This window comes from Collinsella aerofaciens (genome assembly GCF_039758965.1).
GTDB lineage: Bacteria > Actinomycetota > Coriobacteriia > Coriobacteriales > Coriobacteriaceae > Collinsella > Collinsella aerofaciens_BR.
The window spans coordinates 1-20,288 of record NZ_JBDMSL010000012.1; the positions used below are offsets into that span (position 1 = coordinate 1).

General features: G+C 61.5%; 17 protein-coding genes. 13 read left to right on the forward strand and 4 right to left on the reverse strand.

Annotated features, from left to right (window positions below; translation table 11 throughout):
* Positions 1-204: 204 nt before the first annotated feature.
* Positions 205-1,185 carry an undecaprenyl-diphosphate phosphatase gene (locus ABHU32_RS05080; protein ID WP_117654900.1) on the forward strand — a complete coding sequence of 327 codons (981 nt, stop codon included), beginning with the start codon at positions 205-207 and terminating at the stop codon, positions 1,183-1,185.
* Positions 1,186-1,541: 356 nt separating this feature from the next.
* Positions 1,542-4,442 carry an ATP-dependent helicase gene (locus ABHU32_RS05085; protein WP_346979252.1) on the forward strand — a complete coding sequence of 967 codons (2,901 nt, stop codon included), beginning with the start codon at positions 1,542-1,544 and terminating at the stop codon, positions 4,440-4,442.
* 286 nt (positions 4,443-4,728) lie between these two features.
* On the opposite strand, the gene ABHU32_RS05090 is transcribed toward ABHU32_RS05085, so the two are convergent.
* Together ABHU32_RS05090 and ABHU32_RS05095 are read right to left on the reverse strand one after the other, a co-directional pair.
* Positions 4,729-5,661, reverse strand: coding sequence for a type I phosphomannose isomerase catalytic subunit (locus tag ABHU32_RS05090; RefSeq protein ID WP_430393430.1), 933 nt, complete (start codon positions 5,659-5,661; stop codon positions 4,729-4,731).
* A gap of 73 nt (positions 5,662-5,734) precedes the next feature.
* Positions 5,735-6,454 carry a GntR family transcriptional regulator gene (locus ABHU32_RS05095; protein ID WP_346979254.1) on the reverse strand — a complete coding sequence of 240 codons (720 nt, stop codon included), beginning with the start codon at positions 6,452-6,454 and terminating at the stop codon, positions 5,735-5,737.
* Positions 6,455-6,793: 339 nt separating this feature from the next.
* On the opposite strand from ABHU32_RS05095, the gene ABHU32_RS05100 reads away from it, so the two are divergent.
* From ABHU32_RS05100 to nhaA, 3 genes are all read left to right on the forward strand, one after another.
* On the forward strand, positions 6,794-7,747 hold the full coding sequence (locus ABHU32_RS05100; RefSeq protein ID WP_346979255.1) for an ROK family protein: 954 nt from the start codon (positions 6,794-6,796) through the stop codon (positions 7,745-7,747).
* Between the two features lie 166 nt (positions 7,748-7,913).
* Positions 7,914-8,837: a manganese-dependent inorganic pyrophosphatase gene (locus ABHU32_RS05105; RefSeq protein ID WP_118226883.1), complete on the forward strand. Its 924-nt coding sequence runs from the start codon at positions 7,914-7,916 to the stop codon at positions 8,835-8,837.
* A gap of 267 nt (positions 8,838-9,104) precedes the next feature.
* Positions 9,105-10,463: a Na+/H+ antiporter NhaA gene (gene nhaA, locus ABHU32_RS05110; RefSeq protein ID WP_346979256.1), complete on the forward strand. Its 1,359-nt coding sequence runs from the start codon at positions 9,105-9,107 to the stop codon at positions 10,461-10,463.
* A 332-nt stretch (positions 10,464-10,795) separates the two neighbouring features.
* On the opposite strand, the gene ABHU32_RS05115 is transcribed toward nhaA, so the two are convergent.
* Positions 10,796-11,050, reverse strand: a complete 255-nt coding sequence (locus ABHU32_RS05115; RefSeq protein WP_022093864.1) for a hypothetical protein — start codon at positions 11,048-11,050, stop codon at positions 10,796-10,798.
* 149 nt (positions 11,051-11,199) lie between these two features.
* Here ABHU32_RS05115 and ABHU32_RS05120 point away from each other — a divergent pair, with 149 nt between their 5' ends.
* The 7 genes from ABHU32_RS05120 to ABHU32_RS05150 all read left to right on the forward strand — a co-directional run bounded on the left by ABHU32_RS05120 (position 11,200) and on the right by ABHU32_RS05150 (position 18,165).
* Positions 11,200-12,504: an aspartate aminotransferase type Ic gene (locus ABHU32_RS05120; protein WP_346979257.1), complete on the forward strand. Its 1,305-nt coding sequence runs from the start codon at positions 11,200-11,202 to the stop codon at positions 12,502-12,504.
* Positions 12,505-12,555: 51 nt separating this feature from the next.
* Positions 12,556-12,870 (forward strand): STAS domain-containing protein, encoded by a 315-nt coding sequence (locus tag ABHU32_RS05125; protein WP_226802900.1) that lies wholly within the window; start codon positions 12,556-12,558, stop codon positions 12,868-12,870.
* A gap of 153 nt (positions 12,871-13,023) precedes the next feature.
* Complete coding sequence (locus tag ABHU32_RS05130) at positions 13,024-13,626, forward strand: twin-arginine translocase TatA/TatE family subunit (protein ID WP_346979258.1); 603 nt, start codon at positions 13,024-13,026, stop codon at positions 13,624-13,626.
* A complete protein-coding gene (gene tatC, locus ABHU32_RS05135; RefSeq protein WP_022093860.1) occupies positions 13,626-14,417 on the forward strand; it encodes a twin-arginine translocase subunit TatC in 792 nt (263 codons plus the stop codon). The genes ABHU32_RS05130 and tatC overlap by 1 nt, the downstream gene beginning before the upstream one ends.
* Positions 14,418-14,423: 6 nt before the next feature.
* The gene (gene hypA, locus ABHU32_RS05140; protein ID WP_346979259.1) at positions 14,424-14,780 is read left to right on the forward strand and encodes a hydrogenase maturation nickel metallochaperone HypA; all 357 of its coding nucleotides are present in this window, start codon (positions 14,424-14,426) and stop codon (positions 14,778-14,780) included.
* A 55-nt stretch (positions 14,781-14,835) separates the two neighbouring features.
* Positions 14,836-15,519, forward strand: a complete 684-nt coding sequence (hypB, locus tag ABHU32_RS05145; protein ID WP_196022275.1) for a hydrogenase nickel incorporation protein HypB — start codon at positions 14,836-14,838, stop codon at positions 15,517-15,519.
* A 54-nt stretch (positions 15,520-15,573) separates the two neighbouring features.
* Positions 15,574-18,165 (forward strand): DNA topoisomerase I, encoded by a 2,592-nt coding sequence (locus tag ABHU32_RS05150; protein ID WP_346979260.1) that lies wholly within the window; start codon positions 15,574-15,576, stop codon positions 18,163-18,165.
* A 144-nt stretch (positions 18,166-18,309) separates the two neighbouring features.
* On the opposite strand, the gene ABHU32_RS05155 is transcribed toward ABHU32_RS05150, so the two are convergent.
* Entirely contained in the window at positions 18,310-19,293 is a 984-nt protein-coding gene (locus ABHU32_RS05155) for a zinc-ribbon domain-containing protein (RefSeq protein WP_346979261.1), read from the reverse strand.
* 310 nt (positions 19,294-19,603) lie between these two features.
* Here ABHU32_RS05155 and tmk point away from each other — a divergent pair, with 310 nt between their 5' ends.
* On the forward strand, positions 19,604-20,287 hold the full coding sequence (gene tmk, locus ABHU32_RS05160) for a dTMP kinase (protein WP_346979263.1): 684 nt from the start codon (positions 19,604-19,606) through the stop codon (positions 20,285-20,287).
* The last annotated feature ends 1 nt before the right edge of the window (position 20,288 follow it).

Consider the following 20,288-nt stretch of genomic DNA (forward strand, 5'->3'; position numbering starts at 1 on the left):
GGGTATCGGGTTCCCACATTCATCCGCACATGTGCGGATGAATGTGGGAGGTGTTCGGATGAAGTTGATAATCAAGGCAATTCTGTGAACGGGCGAGTTTTTTGGTAAGGGTAGGCGCGGTCGCACCGCCAACGGTTGATAATGGGACATCGCCCGCATCGTCCGCAGAACATCTACCGGCGGGTGTCTAACGAGGGGGTCCCTTTGGATATTATCGAGCTTCTAAAATCTGCCTTCATGGGCCTGGTCGAGGGCATCACCGAATGGTTGCCCGTTTCGTCGACGGGTCACATGATCTTGGTGGACGAGTTCGTCAAGATGAACGTGAGCGAGACGTTCTGGAACATGTTCCTAGTCGTGATTCAGCTTGGCGCCATTCTGGCCGTCTGCGTGCTGTTCTTCCATGAACTCAATCCGTTCTCGCCCAGCAAGGGCAAGGAGGGCCGTCGCGACACCTGGGTGCTGTGGGGCAAGATTGTGCTCGGTTGCATTCCTGCGGCGGCGATCGGCCTGCCGCTCAACGACTGGATGGAGGAGCATTTCTACAATGCTCCCGTCGTGGCGCTGGCGCTCATTGTGTACGGCGTGCTGTTTATCGTGATCGAGAACTGGCGCGCAAGCAAGCGCGAGGAAATGGCCGTTGCCGGTTCGTTTGGTTCGCGTGCTGTGGTGTCGGGTGGACGTCCCGCCGGTGCGCACTTTGCGGCGCCCGCCGCGGCTACTGCTGAGGATGAGGACGATGACGAGAACCTGGACTTTGGCTCCATCGCCACGCTCGAGGACCTCAGCTGGAAGACTGCGCTGGGTATCGGCTGCTTCCAGGTGCTTTCGCTGGTGCCTGGTACGTCTCGCTCCGGTTCTACCATCATCGGCGGCCTGCTGCTGGGCTGCACGCGCTCGGTGGCGTCTAAGTTCACGTTCTTCCTGGCTATTCCCGTTATGTTTGGCGCAAGTGCGCTCAAGCTGGTCAAGTACTTTATTAAGGGCGGTACTTTCGGCACCAACGAGATTGCCATCTTGGGCGTGGGCTGCGTCGTCGCCTTTGTGGTGTCGCTCATTGCCATCAAGTGGCTTATGGGCTTCGTCCGCCGTCACGACTTCAAGTGCTTCGGCGTCTACCGCATCATTCTGGGCATCGTGGTGCTTGCGTACTTCTTCGTCTTGGAGCCTATGCTCGGCCTGTAGCTTGGTTGACGCTGCGCGGCGGCCAGAACGACAATTTGTCATTCAAAGAGGGTGGCATGACCAAAAGGTCTATGCCGCCCTCTTTTCATGCCAATTTGTTCGTTCTGGCCGCCGCTCGCTGCCGTTGCCATGACATCGGTGGCTCCCTGATTGGTGCAATGGGGACAGGTTGCTTTGCAGCAACATGGTGCAGACTAACCTGACCCCATTGCGCCAAATCCGCTGGGGCGGGCCTGACGGCGGCGCACGGAGTCGTGGTGTGATTTGCGTCGGTGTCCGCGCGGCTCGGTATACTGGTACGGCTCAAACTATGGCGCTGCCCGCAGGCGCGCCGTCCGTCAGATGAGGAGTCGCCCATGACCCAGCCCTTGCCCTGGGAAAAGAACGCCGCGGTGCCCGTGCCGCCCACGCCGGAATCCGTGCCGCTCGATGCATACACCGCCCCCGCTGCGCCGGAGCCCGAGCTCGTCCCGCTCGACATTTACGACGCTCCCGCGCCGGCACCTAAACTCGCCAAGCCGCTCGTCGACATCGACAGCCTTAATCCCGCCCAGCGCGAGGCGGTCCTGACCACCGAGGGTCCGTTGCTGGTCCTTGCCGGCGCCGGCTCGGGTAAGACCCGCGTCTTGACCTTCCGTATCGCACATATGCTCGGCGACCTGGGCGTTAAGCCCTGGCAGATCCTTGCCATCACGTTTACCAACAAGGCCGCGGCCGAGATGCGTGAGCGTCTGGCGGCGCTCATTCCCAGCGGTACCCGCGGCATGTGGGTGTGCACCTTTCATGCTATGTGCGTGCGCATGCTGCGCGAGGACGCTGACCTGCTGGGCTACACCGGTCAGTTCACCATCTACGATGACGACGATTCCAAGCGCATGGTGCGCGATATTATGCAGGCGCTCGGTATCGAGCAAAAGCAATTCCCCATCAATATGATCCGCAGCAAGATCAGTTCGGCCAAAAACGCCATGATCGGCCCCGAGGACATGCTCAAATCCGCCGACAGCCCCAACGACAAAAAGGCCGCGCAGGTTTACCTGGAGCTGGAGCGCCGCCTGCGCGCCGCCAATGCGATGGACTTCGACGACCTGCTCGTGCGCGCGCTCGAGCTGCTGCGCACCCGTCCCGAGGTGCTCGATAAGTACCAAGAGCGCTTCCGCTACATTAGCGTCGACGAGTATCAGGACACCAACCACGTCCAGTACGAGATCGCCAACCTGCTGGCCGCCAAGTACCAAAACCTCATGGTCGTAGGCGACGATGACCAGTCCATTTATAGCTGGCGTGGCGCCGACATCACCAACATCTTGGACTTTGAGAAGGACTTTAAAAACTGCAAGACCGTCAAGCTGGAGCAGAACTATCGTTCCACGGGTCACATCCTGAGCGCCGCCAACGCCGTGGTGCGCCACAACTCGCAGCGCAAGGACAAGCGCCTGTTTACGGCCGAGGGCGATGGCGAGAAGATCCAGGCCTTCCAGGCGAGCGATGAGCGCGACGAGGGCCGCTGGATTGCCGGTGAGATCGAGAAGCTGCACTCCAAGGGCACGAGCTACGACGACATCGCCGTGTTCTACCGTACCAACGCCCAGTCGCGTATTCTCGAAGATATGTTCCTGCGCGCGGGCGTGCCCTACAAGATTGTGGGCGGCACGCGATTCTTCGACCGTGCCGAGATCCGCGACGTCATGGCCTACCTCAAGATGATCGTGAACCCGGCCGACGAGATGAGCGTCAAGCGCGTCATCAACACACCTCGCCGTGGTATCGGCTCCACCTCGATCCAAAAGATCGAGCAGCTGGCGCGCGACAACCGCTGCTCGTTCTTCCAGGCCTGCGAGATCGCGTGCGCCGAGACCGGTATGTTTAGCGCCAAGGTGCGCAACGGCCTGTCGAGCTTTGTGTCGCTGGTGCGCGAGGGCCGTCGCATGGACGGCGAGCTCAAGGACGTCGTCGAAATGATTGTCGATAAGACGGGCCTGCTGCAGGCTTTCCGCGCCGAGGGCACCATGGAGTCCGAGAGCCGCGCCGAGAACATCCAGGAATTCCTGGGCGTCGCCGCCGAATTTGAGGAGACGCACGAGGATATCGAAGGTACGCTCGAGAGCTTGGAAGAGCTGCGCGCTGCCGGTGTTGCCGATGTGCCTGCTAGCGCCGAGCCCGAGCCTGTCGTGGTGAGCGCGCCTGCGCCCGAACCGGGGCCATCTGCTCCGGTATCCTCGTTTGAGGCGCTCGTTGGCGCGCGTGACGCCGCGGGCTCCAATCCGCTCGATAGCTTGGCCGCTCCGGCGCTGTCTCCGCAGGATGCCCTGGCCGCCGCCATCGCGGGCAACGCGTATGCCGCGCCGACGGAGATGCCGGCGGGTGCCGTGCATGCCGACGAGATCGAGCGCACCTACGGTCCGCTCACCTGTAAGGCGCTGCCGGCGCTCATGGAGTGGCTGGCCCTGCGCTCCGACTTGGATTCCCTGGCCGGCGAGACGCATGCCATTACCATGATGACCATCCACTCCGCCAAGGGCCTGGAGTTCCCGGCGGTGTTCGTGGCCGGCATGGAGGAGGGTATCTTCCCGCACGTGCACGACTTTGGCGGTAGTGACGATCCGGGCAAGCTCGAGGAGGAGCGTCGCTTGGCCTACGTCGCCATCACGCGTGCTCGCAAGCGCCTGTTCCTGACCTATGCGGCCACGCGTCGCACCTACGGCTCGACCTCTGCCAACCCGCGCTCGCGCTTCCTCAACGAGATTCCGTTTGAGGATATCGAGTTTAGCGGTATCGGTTCTGCCGGCTTTGAAGGCACGGGCTGGGAGAAGCGCGGCGACCGTCACGGCACCTTTGGCTCGGGCATGGGCTCGGATATGTATGGCGGCAAGGTGTTCGGCTCGCATACGCGCTCGACCGGCGGTTCCGGTTCGCGCGGCGGATCGAGCTTTGACGATTTCTTTGGCGGCAGCAGCTACGGGACCGAACGCCATCGTGGGGTCTCGCCCGATGCCGGCCGTGTTGCCTCGACCTTTGGTTCGGGCGCGCCGCGAGCCAAAAAGCCGTCGTCCAAGGTGTCGCCGACGGTGGAGCGCAAGGTCGATCGCGCCAGCGCATCGCAGGACTTTGCCGCGGGCGATACCGTGAGCCACAAGACCTTTGGTACGGGTACCGTGATCTCGGTCGCCGGAGACATGATCGAGGTTCAATTCGAAAAGACCGGCCAGACCAAAAAGCTTATGAAGGGCTTTGCTCCGATCGTCAAGCTGTCGTGATCCTGGCGGACCTGGGCGGGCGTATAGGGCAACATCGCCTGCTCGGGCAGTCCTGCGCAAGACGGAGGCCACATTAAGTGGCCTCCTTTGCGTGCGGAACTCGCGATCGATGTTGCCCTATACGCCCGCCCAGGTCCTTGGGTAACGTTGCTGGACGAACGTCGCTTTGCTCGTTCGCTTTTTGGTCTGGAGAGCCGGGTGGGCTGATAGATTAATAGATATGAGTAGGGGCTCCCCCGTTGAAGAACGGGGGAGCCTCTTGTTGCGTTTGGGTTGTTGGTGCGACCTAGAGGTGGCTGATGATCAGTTCCATCTTGCCTTCGAGGTCGATGGAACTGACGGTGCTGGGTGCCAGCAGGTGGCTTCCCTTGTGGACGGGGTCGCCGCAGACGGTGCCTTCGCCGTCGATGACCGATAGGCACATGAAGGGCCAACGCTGGTCGAGGGTCTTGCTGCCGTCGACGCGCACGCGATCGACGGTGTAGCAGGAGTTAGACTCGAGCTCGGTCACGCCGTCCACCTCGGGCGCGGTCACCGTGCCGTCGATCGGTGCCTGAACGTCAAAATCGATGCAATCGAGGCTCTGCTCAATGTGCAGGGGGCGCAGCTTGCCGTCGGTGCCGGGGCGGTCGTAGTCGTACAGACGATACGTCACGTCGCTCGACTGCTGCGTCTCCAAAATGAGCGTGCCGGTCTTGATGGCATGCACGGTACCGGAATCAATCTGGAAAAAGTCGCCCTTGTGGATCGGCAGCACGTTGAGCATGTCGTCCCAACGGCCTTCCTCGATCATCTGTGCGGCCTCCGCGCGGTCCTTGGCGCGCTGGCCGACGATGATCGTGGCGCCGGGCTCGCAGTCCAGCACATACCAGCACTCGGTTTTGCCCAGGCTGCCGTTCTCGTGCTTGGCGGCGTACTCGTCGTTGGGATGAATCTGGATCGAAAGGTCGTCCTTGGCGTCCAGAATCTTAATGAGCAGCGGGAACTCCTTGCCCTCGCAGTTGCCAAAGAGCTCGCGATGCTCGGCCCACAGCCACGACAGCGTGTGGCCGGCATGCGGGCCCTCCGCAATCTGGCAGTCGCCGTTGGGGTGGGCCGAGATGGCCCAGCACTCACCGATGGGACCCTCGGGAATGTCGTAACCAAATACGGTTTCGAGCTGGCGGCCGCCCCAGATCTTCTCGTGGAAGATCGGCGTCAGTTTAATCAAATCGGACATGTTCATACCCCATTGTGTTGCGCGGGCGCTGTGCAAAACAGCTCAAAGCGAGCGCCCGCATGACTACAAAAACCTATGCCAACGTTACGTTGTGCAACTCAAAGCGGTCGCCAACGTTGCGCGAGACCGAAGACTCAAAGGCGGCGCCGCTGTCCAAAAAGCCAATCTGGGTGAGCTCGAGCAGGGGAGAGCCAGGTTTGGTGTCCAGGCGCTCAGCTTCTTCCTCGGTTGCTGCCACGGCGCGAATGGTACGGTGGAAGCTCGAGATTTTCAGCCCGCATTGCTCGCGGATGAAATGGTAGACCGATCCGTACAGGTCCTTCTTTTTCAGCCCCGGAATCAGCTCGAGGGGCATGTAGGTGTACTCGATAACGATGGGCTTCCCATCGGCCTGACGCACGCGCACGACGTGATAGGCAAAGTCATCCTCGGCAATTCCCAGCTGGGCTGCGATGTCCGCTGGTGGATTAACAATCGAGAAATCGTAGACCACCGAGGTCACCTTTTCCCCGCGGTGCTCATACGAAAAGCCCTGGGCACGGTCGTTTTTGCCCTGGAAAAACGCCTGGCCGGGAAGTCCCGCCGTGTCCTTAACGTAGGTACCCGATCCGCGCCGGCTGGTAATAAGACCTTCCTCGGTGATTTGCTCGATAGCTCGTTTGACGGTGATTTTGGAAACGCTATAGAGCTCGCAGAATTCAACGACGGTGGGAAGCTTGTCGCCCGGTTTAAGAGCGCCATCCTCGATGCTTCGACGGATATCCGCAGCGATCGTTTCGTATTTGGGAATCATGGAACCCCCTTTCCGGCTTGATTGAATATAAAAGAAAGTATAGTCAACGCCTAGGTATCCCTATTGCGTTTTGAAAAGTTCGAGAAGGATTATGCTAAAAGCCGCTCCGCATATAAAACTAGAGCGCTCTAAACGGATATACATGCGAATAATGTCGCGTTGAACAAATTGATTGGTCCGCGGACCGGGGCGAGTCGTTTTACCACCCAGCAAACCGAATCCCATGCCCTGCGTTTCCCCAGATAAAACCTGCCAAAACAAACCTGTCCCTTTTTGGTAGGTTTTTGCCTTGGGAGCGGTACCATACAGGCAATGTTTAAACGAGAAAGGTGGGCTCCCATGGAACCTAAGCAGTACTACATCGGCATCGACGTCGGCGGCACTTCGGTTAAGGAGGGTCTGTTCGACGAAGACGGCAACCTGCTTGCCAAGGCCAGCGTGCCCACGCCTCCCATCGTTGACGCCGCGGGCTTTGCCGCGGTGACCGAGGCTATCGACCAGGTGGTCGCCAAGGCGCAGATTCCGCGCGCCTTTGTGGCAGGTATTGGCCTGGCCGTTCCGTGCCCCATCCCGGCATCGGGCGATGCCAAGGTCAAGGCCAACATTGCCATTAACCTGCCCAAGCTCAAGATCGCCATCCAGAAGCACTGTCCCGACGCGGTCGTTAAGTACGAGAACGATGCTAACGCCGCTGCCATGGGCGAGGCCTGGCTCGGCTCTGCCAAGGGCGTGCAGAACGTGGTGATGGTCACCATCGGCACCGGCGTGGGCGGCGGCGTTATCGTCAACGGCGACGTGGTGTCGGGCGTTGTGGGTGCTGGCGGCGAGATCGGCCACATGTGCCTGAACCCGGCTGAGGAGCGCACCTGCGGCTGCGGCGGCCATGGCCACCTGGAGCAGTATTCCAGCGCCACCGGCGTGGTGAGCAACTACCTTGCCGAGTGCAAGAAAGCGGGCGTCGATCCCATCGAGCTCACCGGCCCCTCCGATTCCAAGGACGTGTTCCAAGCCTGCCGTGAAGGCGACAAGCTTGCGCTGGCCGCGGCCGATACTATGGCCGACTATCTCGGTCGTGCACTGGCGCTTATTGCCAACGTGGTCGATCCCGAGATGTTCCTCATCGGCGGCGGCGCCTCCGCCTCGGCCGATGTCTACCTCGACAAGGTTCGCGAGCACTTTAAGCAATACGCGCTCTCTGCCTCGCGCGAGACGCCCATTAAGGTCGCTTCGCTCGGAAACGACGCCGGTATCATCGGCGCCGCCTACGTAGCCCTGCGCGCCGCCGGCAAATAGCTGGTGCAAGGGGGACAGGTTACTTTGCACCAACATAGTGCAAAAGGGACAGCCTTGGCCCCCGTGCCTGCCCCAAAATATGCCGTGGCCCTTCCGTCTGCGAAGGCTCGGCATCGGCGTGCTACCATAGCTACGTCCAAGTACACATATCAAGTGGAGGATATCCATGGCAAACGTTCTTGTCTTTGGTCACCAGAACCCCGATAACGACGCCATCATGAGCGCCGTCGTCCTGTCCCAGCTGCTCAACCAGGTTGAGTATGCCGGCAACACCTACGAGGCCTGCGCCCTTGGTCAGCTTCCGGCAGAGTCCGCCAAGCTGCTCGCCGACGCCGGCATCGCCGAGCCCCGCGTGATCGAGTCCGTCGAGGCCGGTCAGCTCGTCGTCCTCACTGACCACAACGAGTCTGCCCAGTCCGTCGCCGGCCTTAAGGACGCCACGGTCTTTGGCGTTGTCGATCATCACCGCATCGGCGACTTCGAGACCGCCGGCCCGCTGCACTACATCTGCCTGCCCTGGGGCTCCAGCTGCACCATCGTCACCAAGCTCGCCGGCGTGCTCGGCGTTGAGCTTTCCGACGTCCAGGCCAAGCTGCTGCTCTCGGCCATGATGACCGACACGCTCATGCTCAAGAGCCCCACCACCACCGATGTCGACCGCGCCGTCGCCGCCAAGCTCGGCGAGCAGGTGGGCGTCGACCCGGTCAAGTTTGGCATGGAAGTCTTCCTCACCCGTCCGTCCGGCTCCTTCACCGCAGCCGAGATGGTCGGCAACGACATCAAGATGTTCGAGCCTGCCGGCAAGAAGCTGCTCATCGGCCAGTACGAGACTGTCGACAAGACTCGCGCACTCGGCATGATCGACGAGATTCGCGAGGCCATGCGCGCCTACGCCGCCGAGAAGGGTGCCGACGGCATCGTCCTGTGCATCACTGACATCATGGAGGAGGGCTCGCAGGTCCTGCTCGAGGGCGAGACCGAGGCTGCTCAGAAGGGCCTGGGCATTGCCGACGAGCACGACGGCGTCTGGATGCCGGGCGTCCTCTCCCGTAAGAAGCAGGTCGCTGCCCCCATCATGGCCGCCTGCTAGGTTTAGTTGACCAAACGCCACGACCGGATCGCGGAAGCCCCGCGCTCCGGTCGTTTTTTGTGCACGGCGCCGCGTCGTCTCTTGGATAGGAGCGCCCGTGCCGTTGAGCAAATAATGTTCAACCTGTGGTTCCGCTTTTCGGCCACGCCTGCGTGCCTGTCGTGCAGGGTAGGCTAGATGCAAGCGTAATACGTTAGAGCGCGGCACCGCCACTTGGGCGGGCCGTGCTTTTTTAAGACGGGAGCTTTCCCGTGAAAGGAGCCGCCCATGGCAGCACCCGAGCAGCTGTTTAACGTTCGTGAGCGCAAGCGTTTTGAGCGCCACGACATTTGGGAGCGCATCACCGAGAACGGCACGATTTCCGCCGCCGTCATGGTCTTCGCCGCCATCGCCGCCGTCATTTGCGCCAACACCGATGCCTACGAGGCCATCCATCACTTTTTGGAGACCCCGCTGTATGTGGGTCTGGGCAACCTTACGGCCGGTCTCACCGTTGAGCTTTTCGTCAACGACTTCCTCATGGCGATCTTCTTTTTGTTGGTGGGCATTGAGCTCAAGTATGAGATGACGGTCGGCGAGCTCAAAAACCCGCGCCAGGCCATGCTTCCCATGCTGGCGGCCGTGGGCGGCGTCGTCGTTCCCGCCTGCATCTACCTGATCTTTAACCATGCCGGCGCGCACAACGGCTGGGCCATTCCCATGGCAACCGATATTGCCTTTGCGCTGGGCGTGCTGTCGCTTTTGGGCAATCGCGTGCCCAACGGCGTGCGTGTGTTCTTCTCGACGCTCGCCATCGCCGACGACCTCATCTCCATCGCCGCCATCGCCATCTTCTACGGTCAGAGCCCCAATCCGTTTTGGTTGGGCGCCGCCGCGCTTGTGACCTGCGCACTCGTGTGGCTCAACAAGACGCAGCATTACCGCCTTGCCCCGTACTCGGTGCTGGGCCTGCTGCTGTGGTTCTGCATGTTCAAGAGCGGCGTGCACGCTACGCTTGCCGGCGTCATCCTGGCCTTCACCATCCCGGCCAAGTGCGGCGTCAAGCTCGATAGCCTCACCGATTGGTTGGGCGAGTGCCTGCCGCTGCTCGATGACCGCTACGACGACGAGGCACACATCCTGGGCCAGCATGACTTTACCGTCTCGACCACCAAGGTCGAGCGCGTCATGCACCGCGTGACCCCGCCGCTCATCCGCATGGAGCGTCTGATCTCCACGCCGGTTAACTTTGTGATTCTGCCGATCTTTGCGTTCGTGAACGCACAGGTTCGCCTAGTGGGCGTGGACATGAGCACGCTACTCACCGACCCGGTGACGCTCGGCGTGTACTTTGGCATGCTGCTGGGCAAGCCGATCGGTATCTTTGGCATGACGTTCGCCTTGGTCAAGCTCAAGGCCTGCGAGCTGCCGCGCAATGTCAACTGGCACATGATTGCCGGTGTGGGTATTCTGGGCGGCATCGGCTTTACCATGTCGATTCTCATCAGCGGCCTTGCCTTCCCGACGGCTGAGTTTGAGGTTCTGGCCGCCAAGGCCGCTATTCTCGCCGGCTCTGTCACCGCGGCCGTACTTGGCATGATCTACATGAGTGTGATCTGCAAGCACCCCGCGCCCAAGGACGAGTAGGCGCGTAGAAACAGACGCCAGAGCCTGCTCGAGCGCGTGTGAAATGCGGTTTTGAGTGGTACTTGCCACCTGCCGGACACCCCAGTGGCCAAAAAACGCCGTTTGTGAGTACTGTCACAAACGGCGTTTCATTTTAGGCGCGAAAAATAATGTACAAATCTATTCTGTCTGTGCATTAACGATTGCGTGGCTGGACGAAAAATGACGACGCATCCTTCCAAAACCGGACACAAAAGGCCAAGACAGGCCTTTTTAATTCAAAATCGCTGTCACTAAAAAAGTAACAGTACTCATATTTGCTATTTTTTGGCCACAGGCCCCAATGACTAGGTTTATTCCACGGTGCCGTAGACGGCGCCCCAGCCGTGGGCGGCCAAGGCGGAGTTGAGCTGGTCGCAAAGTGACTGGCGGTCGTAATAGCCGGGCGGTAGCAGGTTGACGATTTCCATGAGATCGGGCGCCAGGTCCAAGATTTCGGCCTGTACGATCAGATCCAGGCGGTCGATGGCGTGGCGGTCGTAAAACAGCCCGTCGACCAGGCGCTGCAGGTCGCCGAATTCCTCGGCCTGGAACGATCCGTACTCCATAGTGCCTCCTTGAGCGCTCCACGCCGGCATGCGCGGCGTTTCGTAATTTATTGCGATGGACTTAATCTATCACGGCTTCATACCCTTGCGACGGTGGCGGTCTATACTTAGAAGAATTGCAACGTACCGCTTCGTGAAAGGTCGCACCCATGCAGACGATCTACCAGAAGATGGAAACCACCGAACTCGATGCCGCCATCGAGGCGCTCAAGGCCGAGGTCGCCGAGGTCAAGGCCAAGGGCCTGGCGCTCGATATGGCCCGCGGCAAGCCATCGCCCGCCCAGGTGGACATCTCGCGCCCCATGCTCGATATCCTCAACGCCGACGCCGATTTGCACGACGGCAACGTCGACTGTTCCAACTACGGCTGCTTTGAGGGCATTCCCTCGGCACGCAAGCTGGCGGGGGAGTTCCTGGGCTGCCCCGCCGAGCAGACGCTCGTGCTGGGTTCGTCGAGCCTGCTGATCGAGCACGACATCGCCGGTATGTTCTGGCGCTGCGGCTCGTGCGGCAGCGAGCCCTGGGATGCCTACGAGGCTGCCCACGACGGCAAGAAGGTCAAGTTCCTGTGCCCTGTTCCCGGCTACGACCGCCACTTTGGCATTACCGCCGACTTGGGTATCGAGAACGTTCCCGTCGCGATGACCGACAACGGCCCCGATATGGACGAGATCGAGCGCCTCGTTGCCGCCGACGATTCCATCAAGGGCATCTGGTGCGTGCCCAAGTATTCCAACCCCACGGGTATCACCTTTAGCGAGGACACCGTGCGCCGCCTGGTCGAGATGCACACGGCCGCGCCCGATTTCCGCATCTTCTGGGACAACGCCTACTGCGTGCACGACCTGTACGACGAGACCGACGAGCTCGCCAACATCTTTGATCTTGCCCGCGCGGCGGGCACCGAGGACCGCGTGGTGGCATTCGCCTCGACGTCCAAGATCACCTTCCCGGGTGCCGGTATCGGCTTTATCGGTGCGAGCCCCGCGGTTATCGCGGAGTTCTCCAAGCGCCTGAAGGCCGGCCTCATCAGTGCCGACAAGCTCAACCAGCTGCGTCACGTGCGCTTCCTTCCCACCATCGAGGCGGTCAAGGAGCACATGAAAAAGCATGCCGAGTTCTTGCGCCCGCGCTTTGAGGCTGTCGAGCGCAAGCTCACCGAGGGCTTGGGCGACACGGGCTGCGCCACCTGGACGCACCCCCGCGGCGGCTACTTTGTAAGCTTCGATGGTCCCGAGGGTTCAGCCCAGAAGGTCGCCGCGCTCTGCGCCGACCTGGGCGTCAAGCTCACGCCGGCTGGTGCCACCTGGCCTTATGGCAAGGACCCGCGCGACACCAACATCCGCATCGCGCCGAGCTATCCCACGGTCGAGGACCTGGAGGCCGCGCTCGATGTGCTGGTGCTGGCCGTCAAGCTTGTCGCTGCCGAGCTTGCGCGTGTCGAGCGCGCCTAACGCGCGGCTTCCCGTACTATCCGCACTTTCGATACGTAAAGGAGCGTATACATGGATTTGGGTATTTCCACCAACCCCACGCCAGAGCTCTACACCATTAAGGTAACCGGCGAGATCGATATCTCTAACGCCGATAGCCTGCGCAATGCCATCGACCTGGCGCTCGAGCAGCCCACTGAGGCCGTTGAGCTCGATTTTGCCCAGGTGAGCTACATCGATTCGACGGGCATTGGCGTGCTCGTGGGCGCCGCACACCACGCGGTCGACCACGGCAAACTCTTTAGCTGCACCAATGTGCAGCCCCCGGTGATGCGCGTGGTTCAGCTGTTGGGTGTCGACCAGGAGATTTCGATCACCGCTGCATAACCTTTGCCCCCAAAAGGGCGTGCCATTTGGCATATGTTTGTGATGCGCTCGGACGTTTTGGTGTCCGGGCGCTATACTTGACCGAATGAATAGACGAGTTCCGGCCGAATGGCGCGGTGCGGGCTCGACTCACATCGAGCCTTGGAGGTATGTGTGTTTGGTATTGGAGAGGGTGAGCTCGCGATCATCGTGGTCTTCGGCTTTTTGCTGTTTGGCCCGGATAAGCTCCCACAGATGGGCCGCACAATCGGCCGTGCCATTCGTCAGTTCCGCGAGACGCAGGAAAAGATGACGGCCGTTGTTCAGTCCGAGATAATCGATCCGGTGAGCGAGGCCGCGTCGGCCCCGGTCAAGCCCAAGAAGGCTGCTGCGACCGACGACGATTCCGATGCGGACGAGGATGCCGCCGAGACGGCAGCGCCCGCCAAGAAGGAGACCTTTGCCGAGCGTCGCGCCCGTCTTGCTGCCGAGAAGGCCGCGAGCGAGGCTGCCGCCGAGGGCGAGGGTACTGCTGAGGAGTCCGAGGCCGAGGGTGCCGAGCCTGCCGCTGCCGCCGAGCCTGTCGTCGAGCCCGAGCCTGCTGCAGAGCCGGAGTCCGAGCCCGAGCCGGCAGAGCCCACGACGGCTGACCTCTACGCCCGTCGTCCCCGCAAGCGCAAGGCCGTCGTCGACCAGCTCGCTCGCGAGCTCGAGGCCGAGGACGAGGCCGTTGCCGAGGCTGCCACCGCCGATGCCCCGAAGGGAGGCGATGAGTAATGCCTATCGGACCTGCGCGCATGCCGCTCTTCGATCACCTGGGCGAGCTCCGTCGCCGCCTGACCATCGTGGTCGTGTCGGTGTTTGCCGCCGCCATCGTGCTGTATTTCGCCACGCCCGTGGTGCTCGACATCCTGGAAGACCCCATCCGCTCCTTTGTGCCGGACGGTAAGTTCTACATCACCACCACGCTCGGCGGCTTTGGCCTGCGCTTCTCGCTGGCCATCAAGATGGCCGTGGTCATGTGCACGCCCATGATCATCTGGCAGATTCTGGCATTTTTCCTGCCGGCACTGCGTCCCAACGAGCGCAAATGGGTCGTGCCCACGGTGCTCGCCTCGACGGTGCTGTTCTTCCTGGGTGCCATCTTCTGCTATTTCATCATCATCCCGGCGGGCTTTGAGTGGCTTATCGGCGAGACCTCGGCCGTCGCCACGGCGCTGCCCGACCTGGAGAACTACGTCAACATGGAGCTGCTCTTTATGATCGGCTTTGGCGTGGCGTTTGAGCTGCCGCTCATCATCTTCTACCTGTCCGTCTTCCACATCGTGTCCTACGCGGCCTTCCGCGGCGCCTGGCGCTACGTGTACGTGGGCCTGCTTGTGGGCTCGGCTGTGATTACGCCCGACGGCTCGCCCGTTACGCTGGGCCTCATGTATGGTGCCCTGCTCTCGCTCTACGAGATTTCGCTCGCCATTGCCCGCGTGGTCATTACCGCGCGCGAGGGCAAGGAGGGCTTGTTTGTGAGCCGTCTGGACCTGTTCTCGGACGATGAGGACGACGAGGAGTAAATCGGTATGCACGAGGTTGGCATTGTCAACGGCATACTCGATACAGTGATTCGCGCGGCGCGTGGGGCGGGGGCCTCGCGCGCCGTTTTGGTAACGCTGCGTATCGGGGATATGACCGAAGTTGTGCGCGAGGCGCTCGACTTTGCGTGGGAGACATTTCGCGATGAGGACCCGCTCACGCGAGGCTGCGAGCTTGCCGTGGAGGAGGTCCATCCACAAAGCGAGTGTCTGGACTGCGGCGAGGTTTTCGACCACGATCGCTTCCACTGTCGCTGTCCCCAGTGTGGTGGTGCCAACGTGCGCCTACTGCGCGGCCGCGAGCTCGATATCGCGAGTATCGAAATTGAAACCCCCGACGATTAGCCCGCTAGCCATCTGGTGATGGGGTATAAAGGGGCCAAAGTAAGGAGTGCCGAGTATGGCCGAGAAAACGATTGATATCGCGTCGCCGATTCTGTCGCGCAACGAGCGCCTGGCAGATCAGTTGCGTCAGCGATTTAAAGAGACAAACACCTATGTGATCAACGTCTTGTCGAGCCCCGGTTCGGGCAAGACCACCACGATCCTGGGCACCAACGAGCGCCTGCGCGACAAGGCCGGCCTGCGCTGTGCCGTCATCGAGGGCGATATCGCCTCGGATGTCGACGCCATCACCATGAAGGAAGCCGGCATGCCCGCCATCCAGATCAACACGGGCGGCCTGTGCCACCTCGAGGGTAACATGATCATGGAGGCCGTTGACGCGTTCGACCAGGCGGTGGGCCTTCAGAACATCGACGTCATCTTTATCGAAAACGTGGGCAACCTGGTCTGCCCGGTCGACTTTGACCTGGGCGAGAACCTGTCCATCATGATCCTCTCGGTGCCCGAGGGCGACGACAAGCCCATCAAGTACCCGGGCATCTTCCAGCACGCCGGCGCACAGCTGCTCAACAAGGTCGACGTGGCCCCGGCTTTCGATTTTGACATGGATGGGTATACTAAGACACTCGATGACCTCAATCCGCAGGCGCCGCGGTTTGCCGTGAGCGCGCGCAAGGGCGAGGGCATGGATGCCTGGTGCGATTGGCTCATCGGGCAGATCGAGCAAGCAAGGGCGTAAATCGGTCGCCATACGGGCGGGCGTAGCCGCAGAGACACGAGATAGGAGCCTCTTTTGAAGCTCATCATCGCCGAGAAAAACGACGCCGCGCGTCAGATCGCCGAGCGTCTGTCCACGGGTAAGCCCAAAAAGGACAAGGTGTACAACACCGCCATCTACCGCTTTGAGTGGAAGGGCGAGGAGTGCGTGACGATCGGCCTTGCCGGTCACATCCTTGCGCCTGATTTTTGCGACAGCGTGCTGTTCGATAAAAAGCTGGGCTGGTATTCGGTCACCGAGGACGGCGAGATACTGCCGGCCGACATGCCCGATGGCCTGGCGCGTCCGCCCTATGACACCAAGCGTAAGCCGTTCCTTGCCGATGGCATCTCCATTAAGGGCTGGAAGCTCGAGAGTCTGCCTTACCTCACCTGGGCGCCCGTCATTAAGTTGCCGGCTGAGAAAGAGCTCATTCGCTCGCTTAAGAACCTCGCCAAAAAGTCCGACAGCGTCATCATTGCCACGGACTTCGATCGCGAGGGCGAGCTGATCGGTTCGGACGCCCTCAACAAGGTGCGCGAGGTGGCGCCCGACTTGCCGGTCGCCCGCGCCCAGTATTCTTCGTTTACCAAGGCCGAGATCACGCAGGCCTTCGATAACCTTGTCTCGCTCGACCAGAACCTGGCCGACGCCGGCGAGAGCCGTCAGCACATCGACCTCATTTGGGGTGCGGTGCTCACGCGCTACCTGACGCTCGCCAAGTTTGGCGGCTTTGGCAACGTGCGTTCCGCCGGCCGCGTGCAGACGCCGACGCTTGCCCTGGTGGTCGAGCGCGAGCGCGAGCGCATGGCGTTTGTGCCCGAGGACTATTGGCAGATCCGCGGCATGGGCGCCGCACAGGGTACTGCCGAGGACGACCGATTTAAGATTGCGCACAAGACGGCACGCTTTACCGACAAGGATGCTGCTGAGACGGCGTACGGCCATGTTGACGGCGTCGCGACGGCAACCGTCGCCGCGGTGACCAAGCGCTCGCGCAAGCAGCAGCCGCCCACGCCGTTTGCGACCACCTCGCTGCAGGCTGCCGCCGCAGCCGAGGGCATCTCGCCTGCGCGTACCATGCGTATCGCCGAGTCCCTCTACATGGCGGGCCTCATCAGCTACCCGCGTGTCGACAACACCGTGTATCCCGCGACGCTCGATTTGGGCGCCGTGGTGAGTGACCTGGCAAAGATCAACCCGGCGCTGGCGCCCGTGTGCAAAAAGGTACTCGCTGGTCCCATGAAGCCCACGCGCGGTAAAGTCGAGACCACCGACCACCCGCCTATCTACCCCACGGGCGAGGGCGATCCGTCCACGCTCGACGGCGGCCAGCGCAAGCTCTACGACCTCATCGCCCGTCGCTTCCTGGCGACGCTTATGGGTCCCGCGACCATCGAGAACACCAAGCTCGAGCTCGACGTGAACGGTGAGCCGTTCGTGGCTTCGGGCGATGTGCTCGTGACTCCGGGCTTCCGCGAGGCGTATCCGTATGGACTTAAGCGCGACGAGCAGATGCCGCCGCTGGAGCAGGGCGATACGGTCGACGTGTTCGACATTAAACTCGAGGCCAAGCAGACCGAGCCGCCCGCGCGCTACAGCCAGGGCAAGCTTGTGCAGGAGATGGAAAAGCGCGGCCTGGGCACCAAGTCCACGCGCGCGAGCATCATCGAGCGCCTATATGCCGTGCGCTATCTCAAAAACGATCCCGTGGAGCCGAGCCAGCTGGGCATTGCCATCATCGACGCGCTGACGCAGTTTGCCCCGCGCATCACGAGCCCCGATATGACCAGCGAGCTCGATGGCGATATGACCCGTGTGGAGCGCGGCGAGGATACCGAAGAGCATGTCGTGACGCACTCGCGCGCGCTGCTGGCTGGCGTGCTCGATGAGCTGCTCAAGCACACGCAGGAGCTGGGCGACGCCATCAGCGACGCCGTCACGGCCGATGCGCGCGTGGGCGCCTGCCCCAAGTGCGGCAAGGACCTGGTTATGAAGACGAGCGCCAAGACCCGTGGCAGCTTCATTGGCTGCATGGGCTGGCCCGACTGCGACGTGACCTATCCGGTGCCGAGCGGCGTCAAGGTGAGCCCGCTCGAGGGCGAGGCAGCCGTGTGCCCCGAGTGCGGCGCGCCGCGCATTAAGTGCCAGCCGTTCCGCCAGAAGGCCTTTGAGATTTGCGTGAACCCCACGTGCCCCACCAACTACGAGCCTGACCTTAAGGTGGGCGAGTGCAAGGTGTGCGCCGAGGCCGGACGCCATGGCGACCTGATCGCGCACAAGAGCGAGAAGAGCGGCAAGCGCTTTATCCGCTGCACCAACTACGATGACTGCGGCGTGAGCTATCCTCTGCCGGCGCGCGGTAAGCTCGAGGCGACGGGTGAGACCTGCCCCGAGTGCGGCGCCCCCATCGTGGTGGTCAACACGGCGCGCGGCCCGTGGCGCATCTGCGTGAACATGGACTGCCCGACCAAGGAGAAGAAGCCCACCCGCGGTCGCAAGACCACGACCAAGGCGAGCACGGCCAAGAAGACGACGGCGGCAAAGAAGACTGCTGCCAAGAAGACGACCGCCAAAAAGACGACGGCCAAGAAGTCGACTACCAAAAAGACCGCTGCCGACAAGTAGCCGCACGGTCGAAACATCACCTAAAACAAAAACGAGCGAGGACCTCAAAATCCTCGCTCGTTTTTTATCCGGCAGTTAGGGACGTTCCTTTTCTGCCGGCAGTTTAGGAACGTCCCTTACTGCCGGCTCGGGAACGACAGAGCGCTAGTTCACCTCGACAGGCTTGGCGCTGGGATAGCGCTCCTCAAAATCTAGGCGGTACTTATTGTCATTGGTGCCCGCCACGTTGTCGCGCGACAGCGGCGCCACGATCTCATTCTTGTGGTCCTCAGGCTTGGCGTATTTCAGGCTGATCTCCCAGGCATCACAGATTGCGTCAATGCGGTGATCCAGGTCGTCGTACAGGGCGATGATGTCCTTCCAGGAGTTGTAGTTCTTGGAGCTCGTCGGGACGTCCAGGTCCTCGACGATGTCGTAATACTGCTCGATGGTGTCCTCTGTGCGCTCGGCGACGTCGGCGAGATTTTGGCGGGTGGTTCGATCCTCTTCCAGATAGCTGCCGTTGAAGTTCTGCGCGCAGCCACGGACGTAGTTGTCGAGGTCTTCTAGCAAGTCGTAGTATTCGCTCAGTCGGCGGTAGAGGTTCTGCTCGGAGAGTGTTGCTTCGCCGCCATCCTCGTCGTCATCGTCATCATCGTCGTACAGGCTGTTGGGATCGCCGAGAGGCTTTAGGTCATCGTCGTCGACGTCATGGTGCAGCTTAGCTACCTCGGCAGACGTCTGCGTGGCGGCGTTGTCGAAAGGCTTGATCACAAAGAAAACGACCAGGGCGATGATGATCGCCACCAGCACAACGATAACGGCGATAAGCGGCCCGGTGCCGCTCTTTTTGGGAGCGGGGGTCTGTGGCGAAGCGGGCGCGTATGCGGGAGCCGGCTGCTGTTGGGGCGAGTCGCTCGCGACGGGTATGCGCTGCGTGGTCTCGACGGCCGCGGGGCCTGCGGCGGGGTCGGGGCGATAGGCGAGGGGGTCGTCCGCCTTGACTTGCGGCGTATCAAGGGAGCCGGTCTGCTCAAAAGCGGGCTGGCTATCGCTCGCGGTTGTTTGCTCAACAGGTGCACCGCACGAGGTGCAGAACTTGGCATTATCTGCAAGAAGCTTGCCGCACGAGGCGCAATACCGAGACATTGCCACTCCTTTCGCCACATTTCAATGCAATACGACGATTATACCCAGCGTCCAAAATTCCCCATCATAAGTTGCGGTGAAATAGGGACTGTTTGGCGGTCTCAGAGCTTCAATCAGTCCCTATTTCACCGCAACTTCGGGGATGCCTCGATGGCTAGGTTGTGGGGGTCATTGGGGACGTTCTTAAACGACTAGTCATTCAAGAACGTCCCCAATGACTAGGTGGGGTTTGGGACGCGCCTGCCCCTGGGGTATCATGGCTTGGTTGATATATCTGCATTTACGCGCCTTGTAGGAAGGGGCTGCGCCCATGGCTTTTGAGCCCGCTCAACATAGCTTTATCACGCTCGAGGGCGTCGATGGCGCCGGTAAATCTACGCAGGCGCGCCTGCTTGCCCGCGCGCTCGACCTTGCCGGCTACCAGGTTGTGAGCCTGCGCGAGCCGGGCGGTACCGCCATCAGCGAAAAGATCCGTGCTCTGCTGCTCGACCCCGCCAATACGGCGATGGGCGACACCTGCGAGCTGCTGCTCTACGAGGCCGCGCGCGCCCAGCTAGTGCACGAGGTTATCGCGCCCGCCCTTGCGGCCGGCAAGGTGGTCCTGTGCGACCGCTTCTACGATTCCACGACCTGCTACCAGGCGTTTGCCGACGGCCTCGACCGTCAGATGGTGCGCGATGCCAACAACCTGGCTGTCGCCGGTACGCATCCGGCGCTCACGCTCGTCTATCACATCACGCCCGAGCAGGCGGCGCTGCGCATGGCCGCCCGTGGTGCGGCCGACCGCATGGAGGCCAAGGGCATGGCCTTCCAAGAGCGTGTCTACCAGGGATTTTGCGCCATCGCCGCCGAGGAACCAAACCGCGTAAAGCTCATCGACGCGACCGCGTCCATTGAGGACGTCTTCGCGCAGACGGTCGAGCAGGTTCGCGCCTGCGGCCTCGACATTTCTCAGGACGCCGTCGCCGCCGCGCTTGCCAAGGAGGCCGAGTAAC